We start from the raw sequence: 21,688 nt of genomic DNA on the forward strand, positions 1-21,688 counted from the left end.
CCAGCACAGCCTCTTTTCGCCACAGACCCTAAGATGTCGGAACATCTTTTTCAAACAGCAATATATCCCGCTCGTTAACTGAAAGCATTACATCGCGCAATCCTTGCGGCAATTGGTCCGCGCGGATACGGGCGCGCACGGTTCCATCGCAGCCCGCCACAGCCAGTTCGAGCAGTTCGACAACGCCGATGAAACGGCGCGAGACGATCCGCGCCTGTATGTCGCCTTCGTCCTTGCCGACACGCAGCCCCGAAAGCCGCACGGCCACGGAAAGGCGCTGGCCATCGCGGTACTTGCTGGCATCCACGCCGCCGAGCGGCGTATCGACGCGACCGTTGCGCACCTGGGCGTCGAACACGTTGATTTCCGAAAAGAAACCGGCGGCAAACAGGTCCCGTGGCTCTCGATAAAGCTCGTCGGCGGTGCCGACCTGGACCAGGCGCCCATCCTTGAGCAGAGCGATCCGGTCGGCCATGCGCATCGCTTCCTCGGCATCATGCGTGACGACGATCGCGGTGGCACGCGTCTCTCTGAGGATGGCGAGCGTATCGGCGCGGATCGAATCCTTGAGCCGCGAGTCGAGCCCGGAGAACGGTTCGTCCATCAACAGCACAGCAGGCCGCGGCGCGAGCGCACGGGCGAGCGCCACACGCTGCTGCTCGCCACCCGAAAGCACATGGGGATAACGATCTCCGTAATGCGAAAGACCGACCCGTTCCAGGGCTGCGTCGGCCTGGATCAGCGCTTCTTTCTTCGGAAGCGCCGTCAGCCCAAAGCGAACATTGTCGCGGATCGTCATGTGCGGAAACAGCGCAAAGTCCTGGAACATCAGACCGACACCGCGCTTTTCCGGCGGCAAGAAGACCGACGGGCCAGAAATCTCCTGGCCGTTAAGCAGGAGGCGGCCGGCGCTTTGCATCTCGATGCCGGCGGCGATCCGCAGCAGCGTCGTCTTGCCGGAACCGGAGGGGCCGAGCAGGCAAAGGACCTCGCCGGCCTTGGCCGCCAGGCTGACGCCCTTGATAGTCTCCTTGGAATGGTAGTTGTGGTGGATATCCTCGAATGTCAGGCTCGCCGCGAAAGATACGCCCGCCGTCCGTCGCGTTGCCATGACGGGCCCGTCCTGCGTATCTGAAACCATGCTGCGTATTCCTTGACACCGGTGGCACCGCGGCGACCATGCCGGGTGCAGGCTCGATGGAGAAAGCCGATATCTCCAATCAGGTTTTTTAATCGGCCTCTTCGCCCTTCGGAGTCAAGAGCCCCAGTTCTTCCAGATCGAGCTGGGTGATCGGATCCTCGTTTTCCGCCAGGTCATCTTCGCCGACGGGCACGGGAATATGCAGGTTGGACGGAACGCGGCCGGAGAGAAGCCCCGCTCCCTTCAACTCCTCGATGCCAGGCAGGTCGCGCAGTTCCTCCAGGCCGAAGTGGTCGAGAAAATCGCGTGTCGTTCCGAAGGTGACCGGACGCCCGGGCGTGCGGCGGCGGCCACGGAAGCGGACCCAGCCCGCCTCCATCAGCACATCCAGCGTGCCCTTGGATGTCTGCACACCGCGAATGTCTTCAATTTCGGCGCGGGTAACCGGCTGGTGGTAGGCGATGATCGCCAGAACCTCTAGCGCGGCGCGCGACAACTTGCGAACCTCCTTCTCATCCGTCTGCACGACGAAGGACAGGTCGGCGGCCGTGCGGAACGCCCAGTGATCGGCCACCTGCACCAGATTGACGCCACGGCCTGCATAAAGCGCCTTCAATCGCGCCATGATGCGCGGGACATCGGCACCGCGCGGCAGGCGGGTGGCGATGTAAGCCTCGGAGATTGGCTGCGCGGAGGCAAACACCAGCGCTTCGGCAATTCGCTCGGTTTCCTGCTCCATGCGCGGATCGAACACAAGGCCGTCGTTCTCGCCGTCTTCGTCTGTCACGTCCGGGAGGTATTTCTGCGGCTCAGCCACGGGCTGCCTCCATATCGGCGAGCGTCGCCGCATCGATCGGGTTCGGCCCACGCCGCAGATATATCGGCGCGAACGCTTCTTCCTGGCGGATTTCCAGGCGCCCCTCACGTACCATTTCCAGCGAGGCGGCAAAGGAACTGGCGATGGCCGTCGCCCGCTCCTTCGGCGTCGTCATGTAACGCAACAGGAAGTGATCGAGCGCGGTCCAATCGTCCAGATGGCCGATCATGCGTGCCAGGATCAATCGCGCATCGGCGAGCGACCAGACGTGGCGCTTTTCGATCGTCACTTGCGTGATCGCTGTCCGTTGCCGCAAGCTCGCATACGCGGTCAGCAGATCGTAAAGCGAAGCGTCATAGTCCGACTTCCGCTCGGTGACGATATGCTCCGGCGCACCACGCACGAAAACATCGCGGCCGAGGCGGTTTCGGTTGATCAGCCGGGTGGCGGCCTCGCGCATGGCTTCGAGGCGCTTCAGCCGGAACGCCAGCGCCGATGCCATTTCCTCACCGGAGGGACCATCATCCTTCGCCTGCTGCGGGATCAGCAGCCGCGACTTGAGATAGGCAAGCCAAGCCGCCATGACGAGATAGTCGGCGGCCAGTTCGATGCGGATGCTGCGCGCCCGCTCGACAAAGGCGATGTATTGTTCGGCCAATGCCAGCACCGAGATGCGAGCAAGATCGACCCGCTGGCTGCGAGCAAGATGGAGGAGCAGATCGAGCGGGCCCTCGAAGCCGGCGATGTCGATGACCAGCGCCTCTTCGTGCAATCCGCGCTCCGCAGTCTCGTCCTGCCACAAGGGATCCATCGGCGCTTTCGCCCCGGACCTGCCTTGCTTTTCACCCGCGTTGCTCACGACAGCCTGATCCTTTCCCGCCGGCCGTACCCGTCCTCAAACCGTCGCGAACAGGCTGTTGAATTCGGCACGTAGTTCCTGCTCGTTCGCATTATCAGGCTTGCGGAAGGCGGCCTCTGCGGCCCTTGCCCTGCGCAATGTCTCTCCGGCCAGAACCGGGACGACATCCGCTACAGCCTTCATCTCGTCCATTATGCCATGACAATGCAAGACGAGATCAAGTCCGGCGTCGGTGATGTTGCGCGCGCGGGTGGACATGTCGCCGGCCAGCGCATTCATCGAAACGTCGTCGGACATCAACAACCCGTCGAAACCGATATGGCCGCGGATGATCTCACGCACAACCTTGGCCGAGGTCGTTGCCGGATTGTCCGGATCGATCGCCGTGAAGACCATGTGCGCCGACATCGCCATGACCTCGTCCTTCATGGCGATGAAGGGCAGGAAATCGCTCTTGGCAAGCTCGTCGAAGGTTTCGCTGACCACCGGCAGGCTGTGGTGGGAATCGACGAAAGTGCGGCCATGGCCGGGCATATGTTTCATTACCGGCAGCATGCCACCGGACTTAAGGCCTTCCGCCATCGCCCGACCGATCGCCGTGACACTCTGCGGATCGTGTCCATAGGCGCGATTGCCGATCACATCGTGACTGCCGGGAACCGGCACGTCGAGCACCGGCAGGCAATCGACGGTGATGCCGAACCGCATCAGATCGAACGCATGCAGCCGCCCCATCAACCAGGCCGCACGCAAACCGCCCTCGGCATCACGGCGGTAGATCTCGCCGATCGCCGCACCATTCGGATACTGCTGAACAAGCGGCGGCCGGATGCGCTGAACACGTCCGCCTTCCTGGTCGATCAGCACGGGTGCCGCGGGATTGCCGATACTGTCACGTAGCGCCGCGACCAGATCGGAAATCTGCTGTTCCTCGCCAATGTTGCGGCCAAAGAGGATGAAGCCCCAGGGCCGCTCGCCATCAAAGAAGCTGCGCTCTTCGCTCGAAAGAGAAAGACCCTTGCAGCCGGAGATAAATGCTTTTGATTCGCTCATGCCAAAAGCATAATGCGCGGCTTGCCCACAGCGAAGCGAGAATAGCTATCGGTGCGCGTCATGCACAGACTACTGTCACTGAAACGTGAAAGGGCGCGGCATCTCTGCCGCGCCCCTCTGGGGATAATATTGCTGCTGTGACTACTTGGTCACGAGGCAGCTGCCACCAGCGCCCTTGTAGCGCGAGCAAAGCGCATTGGCCTCTTCGCGCGAACCGGCCGGGATGCGGACACGATAGTAGGTGCCCTTACCCGCGATCTCCGCCTTGCGGATATCCACGCCGCGACCACCGATAACGCTTCCGAACTTGTTCGAAAGGCTGTTGTAGGACTTCTTCGCTTCGGCCTCGGAGGGCAGCGACGCCACCTGGATGAAGTAGGTGCCAGCCGGCACTGATGCCGTCGAAACCTGCTGGGTATCCGTTGCAGGGTTGGCGGCGGCCTGCGTTTCCGCCGGACGTGCGCTTGCGCTTTCAGGTACGGCGCCAGCCACGTTGCCAGCCTGCCCGGTCGGGCGGGTCTGAGGCAGCGGTGCCTCAACGCCAGCGGCGTTTACCGTGGCGTCGCTCGCGGCAGCAAGTGCGACCTGGTCGGCACCTGCAAGTGCCTTGCCGGCTGCGCGAAGTTCGGAACCGGCGCCCGTGGCTGTCGCCTGGCCCTCAGTGCCCGACGCCGCAACCTGACCCGAAGCCGTTGCCGGAACCGGCTGGGTGTTGCCAGCAACTTCCGTCGCCGGTTCAGCAACCGGCTCTTCGCGGGCGACGAGCGTGCCGTCCGGCTTGACGATCATCGTGCGTACTTTTCGCGGCGCGACTGCGGGAGCCTTGTCCTCTTCCTGATCAGCCGGCACGGCAGCACCGTCACCAGGCAGAAGGCGGGCAGACTCCTCGTCCGCATTCGGTGAAGCACCCAGAGCATCCGCTTCATCGCTGCCGTCATTCGGCAGGTTTTCCGGTGTCAGCGTCCGCTGGACGACGTCCATCGGTTCCTCGGTCGAGGAGACGAGTGCCTCCTGCCGAGGACCCGTGCCCTGAGCACCGGCAACGCGGTCATAGACGGCCTTGTCCTGGTTCGGCACGGTCTTCCCGCCCTTTTCCTCGGGCACGACCTTTACCGGGGACTTGTCGGCGAGAATGATCTTCGGACCCTCGCCGGACGAAACGGCATCGCTGCCACCCATCCAGGCGTAGACGCCTGCACCACCGAGAATGATGATGCCGGCGACGCTTGCAGCGAGCAGCATTGTGCGCTGCGAGCGGCGACCGGAGCCGTATTCGTTATAAACACCGGCGTCGGCCTGGCCGGACATAGGCTGAGCGCGCTCGGATTCGCGCGGCGTGTTCTGACGTTCGACCATCGAGCGACGGAAGTCTTCTTCCATTGCCTTCTCGAACTCGTCGAAATCATCCATCGGTGCTGCGCCGAGCGATGCGGCCGGCTTGGCTGCCGGCGCGGAGCGTGCAGGTTCACGAGCCTCGACGGGGCGAGCCTGCGTCTCCCTGACGGATGGTGCCGGCGTCCCGAAGAGCTGGGCCATTTCCGCGTCGATATCGAGATCGTAGTCGGCGGGATAAGCGACCGGCTTTTCTGTCTCGATGACCGGCAGTTGCGGTACATCCATATCGGCGATCGGTGCGACGCCGGTATCGGCTTCAGCGATCATCGACGGATCGAACGGCAGAACGCTTTCAACCGGCGGCTCTTCGATTTCTAAGGGCGCAGCTGCGACCGACGGTGCTACGAAGGGCTCTTCATGCTGTACCGGCTCCTGCTCGATAGCGGCGAAAACCGGCTGCTGCACTGCGGCGGCGATATCCTCAGAAGCGTCGAATTCCGGAAGCTCCATTTCCATCGCCACATCCGAGAGCTCCATTTCGAAGTTCTCGATGTCGAAGCTCGGCTCGTTCTCCGGCTCGGTAGCCGGAAGAGCGGGCTCGACGACAGCCTCTGGCGCAACCGCTGCGGCCACCGGTGCGGCGGCTACAGGTGCTGCGGCAGCAGGGATCGACGAGACGATCGGACCAGCAAAGGCGCGCTGCTGGCCGGCACCCGAGGGCGAAGCGACCGGGGTGGCGCGACTGAACGTCGGCGTGAAGGGATAGGGGCTCTTCTTGACAGGTGGCGCAGCCACGACAGCCGGCTCGGCCCGCGCATGAATCGCAGGATGAGTGTGAACTGCAGCGGCGACCAGGCCGGTCGCAGCCGGTACCGGAAACCGCTCGATATCGGCAAGAAGCTCATCGACGGCGTTATCTGTTGTCGGCTCTGCCGCAACCGCAGCGACCTGCTCGATCACTGCCGGTTCGTACGAGTAGGCATTGTCCGACGCATAGGCGTTGCTGCCCTCGGCAGCCGGAGCCGGTTCGAAAGCCGGCTCTACGGCAACCGGAGCGACCTGCTCGATCACTGTCGGTTCGTACGAATAGGCATTGTCCGACGCATAGGCGTTGCTGGCCTCGGCGGCCGGAGCCACTTCGAAGGCTGGCTCGACGGACAGCGAGGCCTGCTCTGTTGCCAGTTGATCGGCGAAATCGGAAACGTCGAACGAAATGTCCTCGACCGGCGCATGCCATTCTTCAGGTGCACCAACGTGCTGTTTGATCGGCGCAATCTCGGCCGTCGGAGAAAGATCGACGTCACCGAGCGAGAGCTCGAGTTCGCGTTCCAGATCGAAGGTCGGCTCGACCGCTTCCGAAACCACGTCGTATCCCGTTACGTCAGTGATCGAAGTGGACGTCGCCTCGGGAACCGCAACGAATTCGGCGTGGCCGCGGTCGACTTCTTCAAGAGCGGCCTCTGGCCATGTCTCTGCGAGTTCGACCGGCTGATACTCCGGTTTAATCGCCGGCGCATCTTCGATTGGCGCCGATTCGGCCACAGCAAACTCGGCTGGCGCAAATTCAAGCACCGGCTCGACCTGCTGAAGCTCTTCTGCGGGCGCAGCTACAGTTTCAACTGGATCGTTGTCCGGCTGAACATCTGCCGCGCGCGGCGCATCATAGGTATCGAACTCTCGAAGGAGCTCTTCCTCGAGATCGAACGTCGGATCTTGCCGGACGGCTTCCTGGTGGCGTTGCAATTCCTGCAACTGCTGGACAGCCGGCCGGGCATCGTAGCCGACGATCCGGGCGAGTTCGGCCAACGGATCATCGTCTGCCAATACATCGAATTCAGCCGGCCCGCTTCGTGCGAATTGTTTGTCTGCCATGCTCTCCACTCACAATTGCCTGCATTCACTTGCCAGTGCATTGTGGGAAAATGGTGACAATACTTATCGCATTTCTTCCGGTGCAGAGGTGCCTGTAATGGACAGGCCCGACTTCAGTACGGAAGCGACAGCATGCACCAGCCCGAGTCTGGCAGTACTTAATTCTCTATTTTTATCGTTAACAAAACGTAATTCCGGATTCTCTTTACCTTTGTTCCAGTGTCCATGGAAGGCAGCGGCAAGATCGTAAAGGTAAAACGCGATGCGATGCGGCTCTTGCGCCAGTGCCGCAGCCTCCACGACGCGCGGATATTCTGCGAGCTTGGCGACCAGCTGCAGCTCCGCCGGATCGACGATCAGGCCATTGATTGCGCCGGCAAAATCGACGGTGGACAGGTCGAGTTCGGGGAAAGCGTCCGCAGCCTGACGGAAGACAGACCGGCAACGCGCATGTGCGTACTGCACGTAGAAGACCGGGTTGTCCTTGGACTGCTCTGTCACCTTCGCAAAATCGAAATCCAACGGCTCGGAGTTCTTCCGGTAGATCATCATGAACCGGACCGGATCGCGTCCGACTTCATCAACGACGTCGCGCAACGTCACGAAGTCACCGGAACGCTTGGACATCTTGACCGGCTCACCCTCGCGATAGAGCTTGACCAACTGGCAAAGCAGTACAGTCAGCTTCGACGCACCGCCAGACACCGCGCGTGCCAGCGCCTCAAGCCGCTTGACGTAACCACCGTGGTCGGCGCCGAGCACATAGATCATTTCGTCGAAGCCGCGGTCAAACTTGTCCTTGAAGTAAGCAACGTCGGCAGCGAAGTAGGTATAACTGCCATCCGACTTGATCAAAGGCCGGTCGATATCGTCGCCGACCTCGGTCGAGCGGAACAGCGTTTGCTCCCGGTCTTCCCAGTCCTCCGGCAGCTGGCCCTTCGGCGGTGGCAGCGTGCCCTTGTAGACGTGGCCCTTGAAGGTCAGGTCGTTGATCGCGGTGCGGATCTTGGCAGCGCCATTGGCATGCAGGGTCCGCTCCGAGAAGAAGACATCATGGGTGACGTTCAGGGCGGCAAGATCCTCGCGGATCATGACCATCATCGCATCAATAGTGCGCTCCTTGACCAGCGGCATCCACTTGTCCTCGGGCATCAGCCGCAGGCTCGTGCCGAACTCGTCGGCCAGCGCCTCGCCGACGGGTACGAGATAATCGCCGGGATAGAGGCCCGACGGGATCTCGCCGATCTCCTCGCCAAGCGCCTGCCGGTAGCGAAGGAAGGCCGAACGCGCCAACACATCGATCTGCGAGCCGGCGTCGTTGATGTAATATTCCTTGGTCACCTCGTAGCCGGCAAAGGCTAGCAGGTTCGCAAGCGCGTCGCCGACGACGGCACCGCGGCAATGGCCGACATGCATTGGCCCGGTCGGATTGGCCGACACGTATTCGACGTTGACCTTGCGGCCGGCACCGGTCGTGCTGCGGCCGTAGTCCGCACCGGTGCGAACCATCGCGGTCAACAGCTTCTGCCAGTAGGAGACGGAAAGCCGCACGTTGATGAAGCCTGGACCGGCAACGGAAACATCGGTGACCTCAGGGTCCTGCTTGAGCTTCTCGACGATCAGATCGGCAAGCGCGCGCGGATTCATGCCCAGCGGTTTGGCAAGCACCATCGCGGCATTGGTCGCGACATCGCCATGGCTGGGGTCGCGCGGCGGCTCGACATTGATACGGGCGAAGTCAAGTTCGGATCGCTTTTCTCGAACGACATCAAGCGTTTCGAGAATATCCTTAATTCTTGATTCGAAGTCCGTGAAGAGATTCATCTGATCCGTCCGCTTTTCCCGACAGAATATGGTCGGTGCAAAACTCAAAAGGAGGCCCGGTTCGGTTGAACCAAAAGCCTCCGGGCGGGGCGTCCCTACCGCAAATCGGGCGTATGGTCAAACAAACGGCGGTGGACACTGATGGCGAAGGTATCCGTCATTCCGGCCAGATAGTCGCCGACATGACGCGCCCGCGCCGGCTCGGCCATACCAGGGATCTGGTCGATCCAATAATGTTCGCGCATCAGCAAAGGGTCGGCCATGAAGGCGCGATAGAGATCGCAAACGATCGACGCAGCTCCTTCGCGCACCCGCATCACCTCGGGATGGCGATAGATCCGCGTCATCAGCAGTCTCTTGATCTGTTTGTCGGTCTCGCCCATCTCGTCCGAGAATGTCGCTATGACCCTACCAGCCTGCCTGACATCCATGGCACTTTCGGGCCTGATATCCCGGAGGCGCGTCTGCGCGACCGCAATCACGTCCTCGACCATCGCCGTGATCTGGCGGCGCATAATCTCATGGGTGAAGCGGCTCGCTTCAAGGCCGGGATAACGATCGCTGACCTCGCGCATCAGGCGGGCGAGAAACGGCACGTCCTCCAGCATCTCGAAGGTCAGGTAGCCGGACCTCAGACCGTCATCGATATCATGGGTGTTGTAGGCGATATCATCGGCGATCGCCGCCACCTGTGCTTCGAGGCTCGCAAAGCTTGCAAGCTCAAGGTCGTGAATAGCGCAATAGTCCAGGATCGGCTGCGGCACCGGGCCGTGGGTGCCCTGCCCGTCAAGGCTCAGAAGCGGCCCATTGTGTTTTACCAGCCCCTCCAGGCTTTCCCAGGTGAGGTTCAGGCCGTCAAACTCGGCGTAGCGCCGCTCGAGTTTGGTGACGATACGCAACGATTGGGCGTTGTGATCGAAGCCGCCATAGGGCTTGAGCATCTCATGCAGCGCATCCTCGCCCGTATGCCCGAACGGCGTGTGGCCGAAATCATGGACGAGCGCCACGCCTTCGGCGAGGTCCTCGTCCAGCTTCAGCGCTCGCGCCAGCGCGCGTGCAATCTGCGCCACCTCGATCGTGTGGGTCAGGCGGGTGCGATAGTGGTCGCCGTCGGCGGCGATGAAGACCTGCGTCTTGTGTTTTAGCCGGCGAAAGGCGGTCGTATGCACGATGCGGTCGCGGTCACGTTGAAAATCGGACCGCGTCGGGCTTGTCGCTTCCGGGTAGAGCCTGCCGCGCGTCGCCCAGGGATTCGACGCGAATGGCGCATGTTCACCGTAACCGAAGCCGAGCGCATTTTTGTCGAACGTCATTTCACACCTGCGTGGTCGCCCCATTGACGGGACATTCAAGCCTTCATACCTATAGTGAAAGCTACGGGAAAGCGTCGACCAAACATCGACCGATTCCGGAAGTCAAAGCAACGGTTTGGCGCTCGACATTAAAAGACATGTCGAAACCGGCCAAGTGCCGAATATGCAATGAAAACGAATCTCTCCGGTTCTTGACCCCGGCAGGAGGCAAATATGACACAGGAAACAGTGACCCTTTCCGACGCGGCCGCCAAGCGGATCGCCACCATTCTGCATTCGGACGGCCATAAGAATGCCATGCGGGTTTCCGTCGAGGGCGGTGGCTGCTCGGGCTTCTCGTACAAATTTGATCTGGTCGACGATGCGAACGACGACGACCTCGTGCTTGAAAAGGACGATGCCAAGGTCCTGATCGACAGCTTGTCGCTCGTCTATATGGGTGGCTCGGAGATCGACTTCATCGACAACCTGCTCGGCCAGTCCTTTCAGATAAAGAATCCGAATGCTGTCGCAAGCTGCGGATGCGGAACGAGTTTTTCCATCTGACCCAAGCGGGCGCATTCCCGTGCGCCGCTCATTGCTACAGATATGGCGATCCCAGCCAGAGCAGGCGGTTTGCCAAGCGCGCAGCTAAAGGCTGGGCATTCAAATCCTTTAGCGTCACCTCTTCCGCAGACTCCGCGATTGCGGCGATGCGGCTGCTGACATCGCGTGCGAAGCCGTCATCGAGCACTTCGAGATCGAATTCGAAGTTGAGGCGTAGCGACCGCGGATCGAGGTTCGTCGAGCCGACATAGGCCCAAGTCTCATCAACGGCGAGCAGCTTGGAGTGATTGAAGGCACCCTTTGCGCGCCAGACGCGGCAATGCCCCTTCAACACCTGATCGAACTGCGCTGTCATGGCGCGGTCGACCAGCAGCAGATTGTTGACCGCGGGCACGACAATATCCACCTCTACGCCACGGCGGGCGGCCGTCACAAGCGCGCTGATCAACTCCCGGTCAGGAAGAAAATAGGGCGACATCAGTCGAATGTTCTTTCGCGCCACCGAGAACGCACCCATCAGCATCTTGTGATTGGTTTCATTCGTTTTGTCGGGCCCCGACGGTACAGCGCGCATCAGAATGCCGGGCGCCTTTGCCGCCGGCGAGGTCGGCTCGATTTTCCACGTGTCACTTGCCAGAAGTTCACCCGTCGAAAACTGCCAATCCTCGGCAGAAACCTGGAAGATGTCGGCAACGACAGGCCCGGTGATGCGGAAATGGGTGTCATAGGCCGCTTCGGGACCGGCGATTTCGGTGGTGAAGCCGGCGCGGATGTTCATGCCGCCGGCAAAGGCGACCTTGCCATCGACGACCAGGATCTTCCGGTGCGTGCGCAGATTGGCATAGGGCAATCTGAGCCCCATGATGATGTTGCCGTTGAAGACGGCCGTGGGCACGCTCGCAGCCTTGAGATAACCGACGATGCTCGGTACGGAGTAGCGTGCGCCCACCGCATCGATCAGCACCCGTACCTCGACCCCTCGCCCACGCGCCGCTATCAATGCATCGGCGAAGCGCAAGCCGAGCGCGTCTCGATCGAAGATGTAACTTTCAAGCAGGATGCTGCGGCGCGCGTGGGTGATCTCATGCAGCATGGCGGTATAGGCCGCATCCCCGCCCTCGAGCATGCTTATGCGGTTGCCTGTGGACATCGCATGCCGCGACACCCGGTCACCGAGGATTTTCATTGCCGAGAATCGTTGGCCGAAACGCGTGCCAATCTCGGCATCGGATACATCGAAGCGCCCGAACTGATCGGGGCCGCGGCCGCGCAGCAACGAGCGTTGCATGCCGATGGACGAGCGGCGGATGCGGTTAATGCCGGCAACACCATAGACGACCGCCCCAACAATCGGTGACAGCAGCACGACGCCGACCCAACCGGCTGCCGCCCGAACATCGTCCTTGGTCATGGCGGCATGGATGGCCGCCGGCACGCCCAAGACGAAAGACAGGAAAACGAGGAAATGCGGCCAATAGTTCTGGATGAGGTCGATCATGTGGGGGACTATAGCCTTCGGCGGGTGGGAATCAATTCAACGGCATGCCCGCATACGGCAAGTGCGTGAAAAGCGCTGCCCGTTATTGATGTACGGGGCCTTTCTCCGCGAAAAGACCGCAGGTATCGGATTTGTCAAACGAATCCCGAGTCGTTACAAGAAGCCGTCCGGAAGGATTCACTGACATGGAAGGGCGTTTCGAGCCATGAAGATTGCCACCTGGAACATCAATGGCGTCAAGGCGCGAATCGACGGCCTGCTGGCGTGGTTGAAAGAATCGAACCCGGACATCGTCTGCCTGCAGGAGATCAAGTCGGTCGATGAAAACTTCCCGCGCCTTGAGATCGAAGCGCTCGGCTATCACGTCGAAACGCACGGCCAGAAAGGCTTCAACGGCGTTGCGCTGCTTTCCAAGCTGAAACCTGACGAAGTCAACCGCGGTCTGCCGGGCGACGACGCGGACGAGCAGGCTCGATTTATCGAAGGCGTCTTCTCCGTCTCCGGCGGCGTCATCCGCGTCTGCTCGCTCTACCTGCCAAATGGCAACCCGGTCGATAGCGAGAAGTACCCTTACAAACTGCGCTGGATGGAGCGCCTTTCCGCCTACGCGCAACGTCGGCTGGAACTGGAAGAGCCGCTCATTCTTGCCGGCGACTACAATGTCATCCCCGAGGAACACGACTGCTGGGACGTCAAGGTCTGGCAGAACGATGCGCTGTTCCTGCCTGAGACACGCCAGGCTTTTCGCCAGTTGCGGAATCTCGGCCTGACTGACGCAGTGCGCTCGACCACGGATGACGTTCCGCTCTACTCATTCTGGGACTATCAGGCCGGATGCTGGCCGAAGAATTTCGGGATACGGATCGATCACCTGATGCTATCGCCGGAAGCGGCGGACAGGCTGGTCTCGACGTCGATCGAGAAGCACGTGCGGGCCTGGGAAAAACCATCCGACCACGTACCGGTCGCGGGCTATTTCGCGTTCGAACGTCCGCTTTGAAGCGGAGGTGACGCCAAGGGCAGCGCCTAGTCGTCGTCGCCCTGCGTGTGCATGTTCTGCGACAGGTTGATCGCCTTACGGCGATCATCTTCGGTTGCCAGAGAAAATGCCTGTTCCTGCATCGACTGCAGCCATGGCCGATCCTTCGGCGAACATTGATCGAGTGCCGCGGTCATGTAGGCGAGACCGCGGATGGTCTGACCTTCCTGGAAAATGACATTGCCGAAAACGCCCATGGCGCCGGCATGACCGTTCTTGCGTGCGCGGTTCAGCCACTTCTTGGCCTGCTGGACGTTGACGTTGCCGCCCTCGCCCGAAAGCAACATGCGCGCCAACTGGAACTGCGCCTCCGATACGCCGAAGGTCGATGCAGCCTGAAAGTAAAGCTGACGTGCCTGCGACATGTCGGACTTGATGGGGCTGTCCGGAATACCGCGACGATAGTAGCCGGCAAGCGAGATCAGCGCGTTGACAAAGTAGCCCGTATCCTCGGAGCCAGGTTCGACACCCTGCTGGGCAATCTCGCTGTAAATCTTGAAGGCTTCGAGGTCGTTTTCGGCGACGCCGTCGCCGTAGGCATACATATTGGCAAGCGCCCAGCGGGAGCCGGTATGCCCCTTTTCGGCGGCATAGCGGTAGGCTTCGACCGCTTCGTCCTTGCGGCCGTTCTTGTAGGCGGAGAAGCCGAATTTGAACAGGGCAAACGGACCGGATTCCTTGCTGACACCGGTGCCCGGATCAAAGGCACGTGCCGGACCAGCCGTAGCGCCGCCGACCACCAGCGACACGCCGAGCATCGCAACCTTCAGAGACTTCAGTTCACCCGCAAGCATCACAGTCTAATTCTTCCGTTCCAGCCGGCCACGCCGAACTCATCACCGCTGCAAACACAAACGCCTGAATGACTCTTTGCCATTCACTTGTTCACCGAAACCGCCGAAAACACCGGCTCACTCAGTCCAGAATGAAACTCCATTGTGTGTAGCCTTACCGAACCATTTCCGCGGAAGTGCGGCAGTTCGTTCAAGACGACACATGACGTCATTTCGTTACAAACATTGCGGGCCCGATCCTCAAGTCGCACGTTTGTCCTTAACATCGCTGCTCCCTGTTTGTGGCGGGAAATGGACATACTGACCTTGAGTCCGACCCTAGCAAACTCTAGCATTAAATGTGTTGCTGAATCGTCACATTGGCGTCGAGCGGAACAGTCACCAACAGATGTCGCTCAAGGCAAAAAGAAAGGCCCGGTGATGAAACCGGGCCTTGCGCGTCCTGATCAATGGAGGATCAGAATTTTACTTTGATCGCTGTCGAAATCGCACCGAAGAAGTCGTTGCCATAGTCGTAGGAAACATCGTCTCCGATGACCTGGCCGTCGAAGTTGACGGCGCCAGAACTGCCGCTCGTCAGGATACCGACAGCACCTGCAAGGCGGAACTCAACATTCTTCGTGGGCGAATAGGCAACACCGGTGCCCAGCGCCCAAGTGTCGGACTGTGTGCCATAGCCATGGCTCGTGCCACGATCCCACGTTAGGCTGACGGCACCGCTCCACTGTTCATTGAACTTGTGACCAACGCCGCCAGAGATCGTCCAGCCGTCGCGATAGAGCAGGTCGAGCGAGGTGCAAGGCTGCTCCAGGGTACCGCCGGAAGGCGGGCAGAACTTGAGAACCTGAAGCTGGCTCCAGTCCGTCCACTTGACCGAACCGAACGCGACCCAGCCAGGTGCAATACCGGATTGAACTTTGAGCTCGAGCGAGTCCGGCATGGAGGCGAACCCGGCCACATCGTAGAAGTTGACCGGCGCCGGTCCGCGCACATTGCGCAGATCGATCGTACCCGCCAGATTATCCAGATCAACGGCACTGTTATAGACCAAGCTTGCGCGTACCGCGTACTCCGGTATTTCGTAGCCGACGCCGGCGCGCCAACCCCAACCGTCACCTTGGAGATCCAGCCTGCCGATGCCGGATTGCAACCCGCCGAATGCCGGCGGCACACCCGTGAAATCCTGTACCAATCTCTCCTTGAAGCCGCCGACCTCTTGGTAAAAGACGCCGCCGATGACGCGGAACTGGCCCTGCCCCATGTCAAACTTGTATGAGCAAGTCGCGGCGTAGTTGTCGCTCTCGACCTTCGTCTCAATGTTGTTGTTGGCGCCGGCCCAATTTACGCCCGGATTTGTATGAGCTCCCCATGGCTGCGAATAGTCAGCCATGCAGTCGACGTCCTCTCCGAAGCGGGCCTTGATGCCCACACGCGGCACCCAATAGCTCTCCGTGTCTTCGACAGAATTGGGACGGGAGTTCAGATTGCCACCGCCAGTACCGGGTCCGGTTCCGTTGAATGGGAAGGCTGCAGACGTCGTATTCGTATCCCTGACGTTCTTCAGTTCGCGCTGCGGGTTGACATAGGTTGTCGTCGCTTCCGCTGCATAGTCCGACGGGTCGAACAGCAGGTCGATATTGTAACCGCCGCGTTCAAGACCGCCAGCGTGCGCCGCCGATGCAACCAGAATTCCGGCCGCCAACGCAAAGACGCCCCGCTTCAAATTCTCATGAGCCATTAAGCTCCTCCCCCTGCATTTCAATCTGCGACAATCCACCTCACGTCGCCTGTGCGAAAAGTATTCTCACGATCGTGTGAAATCGCAAATGCCGCTTTCCAGGGGTATTGTGCTCATGTGCGCCATAAAATTTACGTAAGATTCTCATCATCTGAACACAATCCAAACAATTTGAAATATTTTTGCGCAATACGGGTATTTATCGACTAATGTTAGGATATTTTACCAGCATAACCCGAAAGTGTTACTCAACAACAACAGCATTGGTTTTTGCAGGAAAAAACGCGAATTTGGGTTTGAAAGCGGGGCTCTAACTCCCAGGTCGGTGCGTCAGAAAGCCACTGTTTTGGCCGAACGAATCGGCTTGGCGACACCTCTAGCGATCTCGCCAGAAAATGCGAAATCCGCGACGTTTCCGCCGCGGATGACACAAGATCAGAGCTTGCAGTACCCTCAGCCGGCTTCTGCAACCCGCGCCAAGGCGATGCCGAGGGAGTCCTTCTGCAGATCCAGTTCAACGAGACGTTCACGCTCGGCTTCGACCAGCTCCGGCTTTGCATTGGCGACGAACTTCTCGTTGGCCAGCTTGCTGAGGATACGTTCCCGCTCGACTTCGACCTTGGAGATCGCTTTTTCCAGACGCGATTTTTCGGCCGAGAGATCGATCAGGTTGCCAAGCGGCAGGCAGAACGTTGCCTCCGCAACGACGATCTGCGCGCTGCCGCCCGGCGCCACCGCCACATGGTCGATATGCTCGACGCGCGCCAGGCGACCGATGGCCGAAGCATGCCGCTCTAGCCGCTCGCGCGTCAGTGCGTTGGCTGCGACCACGATGAGTGGTGCGGTCGCTGCCGGCGGGACGTTCATTTCCGAACGGACCGAACGGATGCCGGAAACCAGATCGATCAGCCAGTTGATCTCGTCAGCTGCGGCATCGTCGGCGTAGGAGGCAGACGGCCATTCCGCGTGGCAGAGCAGGCCCGCGCGCTCACGCCCCTCGCCCGCCGTCTGATCCCAGAGCTCTTCGGTCATGAAGGGCATGAAGGGGTGCAGCAGCTTGTAGATCTCATCGAGAACATAGGCGACACAAGCTTGGGATTCGCGTTTTGCCGCTTCATCCTCGCCGCTGAAGACCGGCTTCAGCAGTTCGAGGTACCAGTCGCAGAACTGGTTCCAGACGAACCGATAGAGACTGCCAGCGGCCTCGTTGAACCGGAAGCCTTCGAGCGCTTCGGTGACATCGCGGATCGTCCGTGAGAGCTCGGTCAGGATCCAGCGATTGATCGTCAGCGACGATGCCTCGGGGATGAAGCCGTCACTATTGGTGACGCCGTTCATCTGGGCAAAACGCGTGGCGTTCCAGAGCTTCGTTCCGAAATTGCGGTAGCCGGCAATGCGAGCGGTGTCGAGCTTCACGTCGCGCCCCTGGGCGGCCATGATCGCCAGGGTAAAGCGCAGCGCGTCGGCACCGTATTCGTCCATCAGTTCCAAGGGGTCGATGACGTTGCCCTTGGACTTCGACATCTTCTGCCCATTCTTGTCGCGAACGAGCGCGTGGACATAGACGGTGTGGAACGGCTCGACCGGCGTACCGTCCGCATCCTTCATGAAATGCAGACCCATCATCATCATGCGGGCGACCCAGAAGAAGATGATGTCGAAGCCGGTGACCAAAACATCGGTCTGATAGTATTTTTCGAGTTCCGGCGTTTCGTTCGGCCAGCCGAGCGTCGAGAACGGCCAGAGCGCCGACGAGAACCAGGTGTCCAGCACGTCTTCGTCACGGGTCAGGATCTCGCCCGGCTTGAAGTTTTCAAGCAGGTCTTCGACATAGGCCTTCATTGGACCTTCGTGCGCCAGATAGTGCTGGATCGCGGCGTGCAGCGCCTCTTCCTCGGTCTTCTCTACGAAGACCTGGCCGTCCGGGCCATACCAGGCCGGGATCTGGTGTCCCCACCAGAGTTGGCGCGAGACGCACCAGGGCTGGATGTTCTCCATCCATTCGTAATAGGTCTTCTCCCAGTTCTTCGGGACGAAGTTGGTACGACCTTCCTTGACCGATGCGATCGCGGGCTTCGCCAGCGTCTTCGCATCGACATACCATTGCTCGGTCAGGCGCGGCTCGATCGGCACCCCGCCACGGTCGCCGTGCGGGACCATGTGCTTGTGCGGCTCAATCTTGTCGAGCAGGCCGCCTTCCTCGAAGATCCGAACGATGATCTTGCGCGCTTCGAAACGGTCCTTGCCCTCAAGCTCATCCCAGGCGCCATGCAGGGCCGCGGGGTCGCTGAGGCCCTCGAGGAACTCCTCATTGTCCTTGATGGTGATCCGACCTTCGATGGTCAGGATGTTGATGGCTGCGAGGCCTGCACGTTTGCCGACGTCGAAATCGTTGAAATCGTGCGCGGGCGTAATCTTGACGGCGCCCGTTCCAGCGGTCGGATCGGCATAGTCGTCACCGACAACGGGGATACGGCGGCCGACAATCGGCAGAATGACGTGTTTGCCGATGAGCGGCTTGTAGCGCGCGTCTTCCGGATTGACGGCAATACCGCTGTCGCCAAGCATCGTTTCCGGCCGCGTGGTGGCAACGACCAGGTAGTCGCGAGTTTCCCATTCCGTCGCCTTGCCGTCTTCGTCGAAGGCGACCGGATGCTGATAGGTGACACCCGGCTCGAGTGGATAGCGCAGGTACCAGAGGTTTCCGTTGATTTCGTGCTGCTCGACCTCCAGGTCGGAAATCGCCGTCAGCAGCTTCGGGTCCCAATTGACCAGACGCTTGTCCTTATAGATCAAGCCTTCCTTGTAGAGCGAGACGAACACTTCGAGGACGGCCTCCGACAGACCATCGTCCATGGTGAAGCGCTCGCGCGACCAGTCGCAGGAAGCGCCAAGCCGCTTCAGCTGGTTGAAAATCAACCCGCCGGATTCGGCCTTCCACTCCCAGACCTTCTCGATGAAGGCTTCACGGCCCATCTGGCGGCGGTGCTGCTGTTGTTCCATCAGCTTGCGCTCGACGACCATCTGCGTGGCGATACCGGCATGGTCCATGCCCGGCTGCCACAGCACGTCCTTGCCGCGCATGCGCTCGAACCGTACCAGCACGTCCTGCAGCGTGTTGTTCAGCGCATGGCCCATGTGCAGCGAGCCCGTCACGTTCGGTGGCGGGATCACGATACAGAAGCTGTCGGCGCCGGGCTTTGCTCCCGCACCCGCACGAAACGCGTTTTCTTCGTCCCACTTCTTGGCGATACGTGGGTCGACGGATGCGGAATCGTAGGTCTTATCAAGCATTTTGAAGCCAATTTTGGAGATTGATGTCTATGTCTTGTAAACCGGAACGACCGGTGCAAGTCAACACGAACGCAAAAAGGCCGCGACTGTTCCGCGGCCTCTGTATCGGAAAGGTTCAGATCCTAGCGCCGGGGGCCGCGCGCGACGCGTTCGATCTCTTCACGCACCAGCCGTTCAACCAAGGTCGGTAGGTTGTCGTCCAGCCATTCCTGCAGCATCGGGCGCAGCATTTCTTCGGCAATTTCGTCGAACGACCGCCGCGTGCTGAGGTCGACCGCCTGGGCAAGATTGTCGAAGGACTGAGCGACCTGACGACCAACCTCGGGTGAAAGGATCGCAGGCGCGGCCTTTTCGGTCACGGGCTCTTCGGCAATAACAGCCACCGGTCCGGCCGAAACGGCTACGGGTGCCGGGTCTGCTACCTTCAGCGCTTCAACAGCTACCGCCCGATTGACGGGCTCTTGTACGGCGCTCACCGAGAGACGATCAACCGGCGCCGGCGGCGCGGACACTGCTGCCATACGTGACGTGATGACCGGACTATCCTGAACGCTGCGCGAAGGCACATCCTTGACCGGCTCTTTGGCGGTATAGCTCATGGTGTGGCGCTCGGAGGCCGCCCTTACTCGGGCTGCAACGTCCGCCAGCGAAAGCGGCGGCTGCGCGATGCTCGAATGCGGCTCCGAAGGAATGACGGCCACCTCGATCTCCGGCGAAGGTGTAGCGAGCTTGGACGCCTCGCCATGGTCCTCCCGCCTGCCGAAAGCGGCAGCCTCGATTTCGCTGTCGATCGTCAGTTCAATCTCATCCGAGCCGTCGTCCTCGTATTGGTCACGCGAGGAGAAATCGGTCTGCCCCGGCTCATTGCTCTCGATGATCTTGCGAATGGATGCGAGAATCTCATCCATCGAAGGTTCACGCGCGACATTGAGCTGTGCCATTTCTATCCCCGTTTGACGCGGCAGAGCATGTGTCCCGAAACGACGCATGTGCCGATAACAAACAAACCTTAAGTGAGTCCGCGGACGAAACATACGCCACGAATCAGACACTTGGATTGTTGCACAGATTTGTTTCGATCGGCAGAAGCAGAAACGCCCCGGTTTCCCGAGGCGTTTTCTTTGATCAGCGGCCGTCGACGGTTCGAAGTCCGAACCATTTGTCCTTGACGGCTTCGTAATGCTCTTCGGCGCGATATTCCGCGACCTGCAGGCCCTGGCTCTTGACGCTCAGTGTCGCGGTGGCAGCGAGCAGACCGTAGCTTGCGACGACGGCGTCGCGCTGGGCGATAGCCAGCTGTTCCTGCGCATTCAGAACGGTCTGCTGCGAATCGAGCACGTCGAGCGTAGTGCGCTGACCAACATTGCGCTCTTCGATGACGCCGGCAAGCGCCATGTTAGCCGCCGAGATCTGCGTCTTGTTGGCGCCGATGCGCGCAATTGCCGCCTCAAGTTGGGCGTGTGCGCTCACGACGTTCTGCTGAACGGCGGCGCGCTGCGAATCGACGAGGATGCGCTGCTGGCCCAAGGTCTCCTTCGCTTGGCGAATCTGACCGTATTCCGCGCCACCCTGGTAGATCGGCACCGTCAGGCGGGCAGTAACGCTCGACGCGTTGCTGTCAAGACCGTCGCCGGAGTTGCCGGTCACGCGTCCAACCTGCCCCTGAATGCTCACGCCGGGCAGCATGGTGCCTTCAGCAGACTTCACCTGGAAGCCGGCCGTATCGACGTTGTACTGGGCGGCGAGAATGGTCGGGTGCTGACGCAATCCCAGGGCAACAGCCTGATCGAGCGAACGCGGAAGCCCCTTGGTGGCCGGCCCCGGCTGCTTGATACCCGTCGGCGCAACGCCGACGATCTGCACGTAGACTGATTCGCTCTGCTTCAACTGCGCAATGGCGGTAATCAGAAGCGACTGCGCGTCGGCAAGCGATGCCTCGGAAAGGCTGACGTCCGTGCGGGTGCCTTCACCCACGTCAAGGCGAGCCTGGGATGCGTTCAGCTGTTCCCTGAGGAAGGCGAGGTTCTGCCGGCGAATAACAACGATCTGCTGGTCGCGCGCGATGTTGGCGTAGGACGTGGCTGCTGCGAGCAGAATCTGGATCTCGTTTGCGCGAAGCGATTCGCGGTTGGCGAAGACATTCGATTCAGCGGCGCGAACATTGTTCAGCGTCTGAAAGCCATCAAAAATCATCTGGGTTACGGTGATACCGATCTGCCCCTGATGAAAGTCCCGGCTTCCGGTAAGCTCGTTGTCGACGTTTGAAAGCGTTCCGTTTGCAAAAGCCGAAACCTGTGGACGAAACCCGGACTTCGCGATCGGCACCCCTTCGTCGGTCGCCCTAAGACCAGCGCGCGCGGCGTTCAGATCCGGGTTATTTTCATAGGCTTTGGCCATTGCGCCGAAGATCGTCTCCGCCAGCACGGCCTGCGGCGCAAGCAGTACACTCGTCGAGACGGCAGCCCAAAAGGCTGCTTTGCGGACAATCGACACCATACTTCCCTCTCCGATCGGGGCGGCAAAGCCAGCCCACTATTTCCTGCGGCACCATTCCGACGTCGAAAC

General features: G+C 60.5%; 16 protein-coding genes. 3 read left to right on the forward strand and 13 right to left on the reverse strand.

Going from position 1 to position 21,688, the window contains the following annotated elements:
• Positions 1 to 28: 28 nt before the first annotated feature.
• The 5 genes from C6558_RS21380 to C6558_RS21400 all read right to left on the reverse strand — a co-directional run bounded on the left by C6558_RS21380 (position 29) and on the right by C6558_RS21400 (position 6,570).
• Positions 29 to 1,141, reverse strand: coding sequence for an ABC transporter ATP-binding protein (locus tag C6558_RS21380; RefSeq protein ID WP_025426853.1), 1,113 nt, complete (start codon positions 1,139 to 1,141; stop codon positions 29 to 31).
• Positions 1,142 to 1,229: 88 nt separating this feature from the next.
• Complete coding sequence (gene scpB / locus C6558_RS21385; RefSeq protein ID WP_025426852.1) at positions 1,230 to 1,958, reverse strand: SMC-Scp complex subunit ScpB; 729 nt, start codon at positions 1,956 to 1,958, stop codon at positions 1,230 to 1,232.
• On the reverse strand, positions 1,951 to 2,769 hold the full coding sequence (locus C6558_RS21390) for a ScpA family protein (protein ID WP_051509162.1): 819 nt from the start codon (positions 2,767 to 2,769) through the stop codon (positions 1,951 to 1,953). Before C6558_RS21390 ends, scpB begins: the two co-directional genes overlap by 8 nt.
• An 84-nt stretch (positions 2,770 to 2,853) precedes the next feature.
• Positions 2,854 to 3,870, reverse strand: a complete 1,017-nt coding sequence (gene nagZ / locus C6558_RS21395) for a beta-N-acetylhexosaminidase (protein WP_107027687.1) — start codon at positions 3,868 to 3,870, stop codon at positions 2,854 to 2,856.
• A 141-nt stretch (positions 3,871 to 4,011) separates the two neighbouring features.
• On the reverse strand, positions 4,012 to 6,570 hold the full coding sequence (locus C6558_RS21400) for an SPOR domain-containing protein (protein ID WP_245449192.1): 2,559 nt from the start codon (positions 6,568 to 6,570) through the stop codon (positions 4,012 to 4,014).
• Positions 6,571 to 6,633: 63 nt separating this feature from the next.
• Between C6558_RS21400 and C6558_RS40910 the strand changes: the two genes are divergently transcribed.
• Complete coding sequence (locus C6558_RS40910; RefSeq protein WP_245317818.1) at positions 6,634 to 7,134, forward strand: hypothetical protein; 501 nt, start codon at positions 6,634 to 6,636, stop codon at positions 7,132 to 7,134.
• Between the two features lie 6 nt (positions 7,135 to 7,140).
• On the opposite strand, the gene argS is transcribed toward C6558_RS40910, so the two are convergent.
• Together argS and C6558_RS21410 are read right to left on the reverse strand one after the other, a co-directional pair.
• Entirely contained in the window at positions 7,141 to 8,901 is a 1,761-nt protein-coding gene (argS, locus tag C6558_RS21405) for an arginine--tRNA ligase (RefSeq protein ID WP_057205041.1), read from the reverse strand.
• A 95-nt stretch (positions 8,902 to 8,996) separates the two neighbouring features.
• Positions 8,997 to 10,214, reverse strand: coding sequence for a deoxyguanosinetriphosphate triphosphohydrolase (locus C6558_RS21410; protein ID WP_057205045.1), 1,218 nt, complete (start codon positions 10,212 to 10,214; stop codon positions 8,997 to 8,999).
• A gap of 213 nt (positions 10,215 to 10,427) precedes the next feature.
• Between C6558_RS21410 and erpA the strand changes: the two genes are divergently transcribed.
• Positions 10,428 to 10,760, forward strand: coding sequence for an iron-sulfur cluster insertion protein ErpA (erpA, locus tag C6558_RS21415; protein WP_025426846.1), 333 nt, complete (start codon positions 10,428 to 10,430; stop codon positions 10,758 to 10,760).
• A gap of 34 nt (positions 10,761 to 10,794) precedes the next feature.
• On the opposite strand, the gene C6558_RS21420 is transcribed toward erpA, so the two are convergent.
• Complete coding sequence (locus tag C6558_RS21420; protein ID WP_025426845.1) at positions 10,795 to 12,258, reverse strand: phosphatidylserine/phosphatidylglycerophosphate/cardiolipin synthase family protein; 1,464 nt, start codon at positions 12,256 to 12,258, stop codon at positions 10,795 to 10,797.
• 205 nt (positions 12,259 to 12,463) lie between these two features.
• Between C6558_RS21420 and xth the strand changes: the two genes are divergently transcribed.
• Positions 12,464 to 13,258, forward strand: a complete 795-nt coding sequence (gene xth / locus C6558_RS21425; protein WP_025426844.1) for an exodeoxyribonuclease III — start codon at positions 12,464 to 12,466, stop codon at positions 13,256 to 13,258.
• 26 nt (positions 13,259 to 13,284) lie between these two features.
• Here the strand turns inward: xth and exoR are convergent, their stop codons facing one another.
• The 5 genes from exoR to tolC all read right to left on the reverse strand — a co-directional run bounded on the left by exoR (position 13,285) and on the right by tolC (position 21,619).
• A complete protein-coding gene (exoR, locus tag C6558_RS21430) occupies positions 13,285 to 14,091 on the reverse strand; it encodes an exopolysaccharide production regulator ExoR (RefSeq protein ID WP_025426843.1) in 807 nt (268 codons plus the stop codon).
• Between the two features lie 457 nt (positions 14,092 to 14,548).
• The gene (locus tag C6558_RS21435) at positions 14,549 to 15,829 is read right to left on the reverse strand and encodes an OmpP1/FadL family transporter (RefSeq protein ID WP_025426842.1); all 1,281 of its coding nucleotides are present in this window, start codon (positions 15,827 to 15,829) and stop codon (positions 14,549 to 14,551) included.
• Positions 15,830 to 16,282: 453 nt separating this feature from the next.
• Positions 16,283 to 19,123 (reverse strand): valine--tRNA ligase, encoded by a 2,841-nt coding sequence (locus C6558_RS21440; RefSeq protein ID WP_057205048.1) that lies wholly within the window; start codon positions 19,121 to 19,123, stop codon positions 16,283 to 16,285.
• Between the two features lie 122 nt (positions 19,124 to 19,245).
• On the reverse strand, positions 19,246 to 20,064 hold the full coding sequence (locus tag C6558_RS21445; RefSeq protein WP_025426840.1) for a PopZ family protein: 819 nt from the start codon (positions 20,062 to 20,064) through the stop codon (positions 19,246 to 19,248).
• A gap of 184 nt (positions 20,065 to 20,248) precedes the next feature.
• Positions 20,249 to 21,619, reverse strand: a complete 1,371-nt coding sequence (gene tolC, locus C6558_RS21450; protein WP_025426839.1) for an outer membrane channel protein TolC — start codon at positions 21,617 to 21,619, stop codon at positions 20,249 to 20,251.
• Between the last annotated feature and the right edge of the window lie 69 nt (positions 21,620 to 21,688).

Source organism: Ensifer sp. NM-2 (assembly GCF_003024455.1).
Lineage (GTDB): Bacteria > Pseudomonadota > Alphaproteobacteria > Rhizobiales > Rhizobiaceae > Ensifer > Ensifer canadensis.